The sequence below is a fragment of the Candidatus Enterococcus testudinis genome (genome assembly GCF_002140915.1).
Classification (GTDB): domain Bacteria; phylum Bacillota; class Bacilli; order Lactobacillales; family Enterococcaceae; genus Enterococcus_D; species Enterococcus_D testudinis.
Genome location: NZ_NGKU01000001.1, coordinates 993,949 through 996,599, shown reverse-complemented (window position 1 = coordinate 996,599; position 2,651 = coordinate 993,949). Strand labels below are relative to the sequence as shown.

Here is a 2,651-nt window from a genome sequence, read left to right as displayed (position 1 = left end):
AGTATAAAAAAACTTCCAATACATACCATTATTAAGGATAATGCAATACTCAATTTCTTAATTGTTTTCACCCCGTTCAAAATTTTATTTTACCTTTCTTACGAATCTTATTATAATTTTACGCCAAAAACGTTTTCTTTTCTATATATATTGAAATTTTGTACAATAACTATACTTTTTTAAAAAAATTTCTAAATCAATATTTCTGTTTTTATTCCTAAGTGATATCTACCAATTGAAATTACACGTTAGGACATAATTATTACCACCTTCCGCCACGAATGTTATTACCTGTTGCCAAGAATAGTAACACTGTTTATATGGGCTCTACAATATTTAGTGTTGGTGAGAAATCTTAGGATTTCTTTCCAACACTATTTTTTTTAAAAGTATAGAAAAAGAGATATCCAATTGGTAGAATTTAGTCGTCTAAAACAAAATCTGCACCAAGAAAGGATATCTCTCATGGACAATTGTACTAAAAAACACTTAGGTTTAACAGATGAACATTTAATCTTCGAAGAAGATTGGCTCGATTCTAAACAAGAAGGATGTGTTTTGCAAGACTTTTGTACATATAAGGAGGTGCGGACATAATCCTGGACCAAAAATGAATTTAGGAGGAATGCCCGTATGTTTTCCCACGAAGAACGTATAAAAGCAATTCAGTTATTTTTAAAGTACGATTGTTCCTATGCAACTACCATTCATGAATTAGGCTATCCGTCAGTTGGCGCACTTCGCAAATGGTACAAGGAATATTTGATATCTGGAGAGCTTCATTCGGAGCACCGAAAAAAACACAAAGTATTCTGAAGAACAAAAACGAATAGCTGTGAATCATTATTTTAAATATGGACAGTGCTATGCAAGGACGATTCGGCTGCTTGGTTACCCTAATCGAGAGTCTTTACAGCAATGGTGTGAAGAACTAGCACCCGGGGCTAGAAAACTTCGGAAAAGTGCGGTAAAGTTAACGCAAGATCAAAAAGATGACGTGTTGAAAAATTCTATGCGCCTCAAACTAACAGAAAAAGCTTAGCTGAAGCCGAAGGCTGTAGTGACCCCTAAAAGTTAGACTTTTAAGGAGTGGAGAAATCCACTCCTTTTTTGTACTGAAGAAACAACTATTAGACTGCTCTTTGAGCAGCTTCTCGAAATTGAACAGGGCTCAACCAGTTCAGTTTCTGTTTGATACGTTTATTATTGTAATAATCGATATATTTGTCTATTTTTATTTTCAATTCGTTGAAACTTAGATAAATTTCTCCATGGAATATTTCTTGTTTCAGAAGTCCAAAAAAGTTTTCCATGGGGAAATTATCTAGGCAATTTCCCTTACGGGACATACTTTGAAATATTCTGTGTTCCTTCAATTTGTTTCCGTAGGCTTTCATTTGATAGGCCCAACCTTGATCTGAATGGAATGTTCTTCGAAAAGGGCAATCTTTAGTGACCTGAATGGCTTCTTCTAGACTGTCCATTACGGCTACTGCATTGGGTTTTTCTGACACTCGATAAGAAAGGATTTCATTGTTATACATATCCATAAACGGATCTAAATAAAGTTTCTTCTGGCGAATAACACCATTTGAATCTGTTTCAAAATATTTGAATTCAGTTGTATCAGTGGTAACTTTTTGATGGCAGATGTTTGTATAAAATCAACGGTGAATTCGGTTTTTACCGACTGTTCCAACTTTTCCGTGATAAGAATTATAGCGTCTGGACTTACGCATATATGATTTCACTTCAATGCCTAATTTTTTGATCAATCGTTGTATTTTCTTTTTATTGATGCAGAATCCGTGTTTTTTCAATTCTTCTCTCATTCGCAGACATCCATAATCTTTATGTTCTTTTCGAATCTTTAACATTGCATCTTCGACTTCTTTGTCTGGATTTAAGCGGTCAAACCGTTTTTGCCAGTACATGTAGGTTGCTTTAGGGAATTTCAACGTTTCAAGAAGCTCAACTAATTTGAATGATCCTCGGAGGCTTGCGATGATTCTTGCGATTGATTCTTGCGTTTTCGTTGGGCTTCCTGTTTTCGCAACTTCCTCACTTCTTTTAAAAAGGCATTCTCAATTTGAAGAGAACGTACTTGCTTTTCTAATTCTTTGATTCGGTCAGTTTCCTCAGCCGAAAGGTTAGCAGGAACATTCTTTTTCATTTCTGATTTTTTAGTCAAGGTAGATGGATTTCCTTTCTGTTTAGAGAGTCCGTCAACACCATTTTCGCGAAATTTCTGCATCCATGAAGCCAGAAGGGGTCGCTTCATATTAGGCAAGAACTATTTTTTACAGCAAAAATAAGATCCAGCTAAACAATATGTTTAACTGGACCAGTCTTCGTTTTTCAGTTGAATTTATCTGCACCAACACTAAATGTCAAAGAGCCTTTTTCAGTTGAATTTATTTCCGCCAACACTAAATGTCGAAGAGCTTTTTCCCATCAGTCCTTATTGACAAAAAGCCGCTATTTGTGCTTAGTTATCGTCCTATGACAAATTTACCTTACTTATAGAACCATTATTTTAATATCACAAAAAGGGAAATTCCGAAGACATTAAATTTCTTTACAGATATGGTCAATTATTAACGTCATCTTTATATACTTTGTATACATATATATTTTTAAGTTCAACCAAC

The 2,651-nt window shown here is 34.6% G+C and carries 2 pseudogenes; one reads left to right on the top strand and one right to left on the bottom strand.

Going from position 1 to position 2,651, the window contains the following annotated elements:
* Positions 1–633: 633 nt before the first annotated feature.
* Positions 634–1,062, top strand: a pseudogene (locus tag A5886_RS15965) (IS3 family transposase); the annotation flags it as partial.
* A 68-nt stretch (positions 1,063–1,130) separates the two neighbouring features.
* Here the strand turns inward: A5886_RS15965 and A5886_RS04760 are convergent.
* A pseudogene (locus tag A5886_RS04760) lies at positions 1,131–2,284 on the bottom strand (IS3 family transposase); the annotation flags it as partial.
* Between the last annotated feature and the right edge of the window lie 367 nt (positions 2,285–2,651).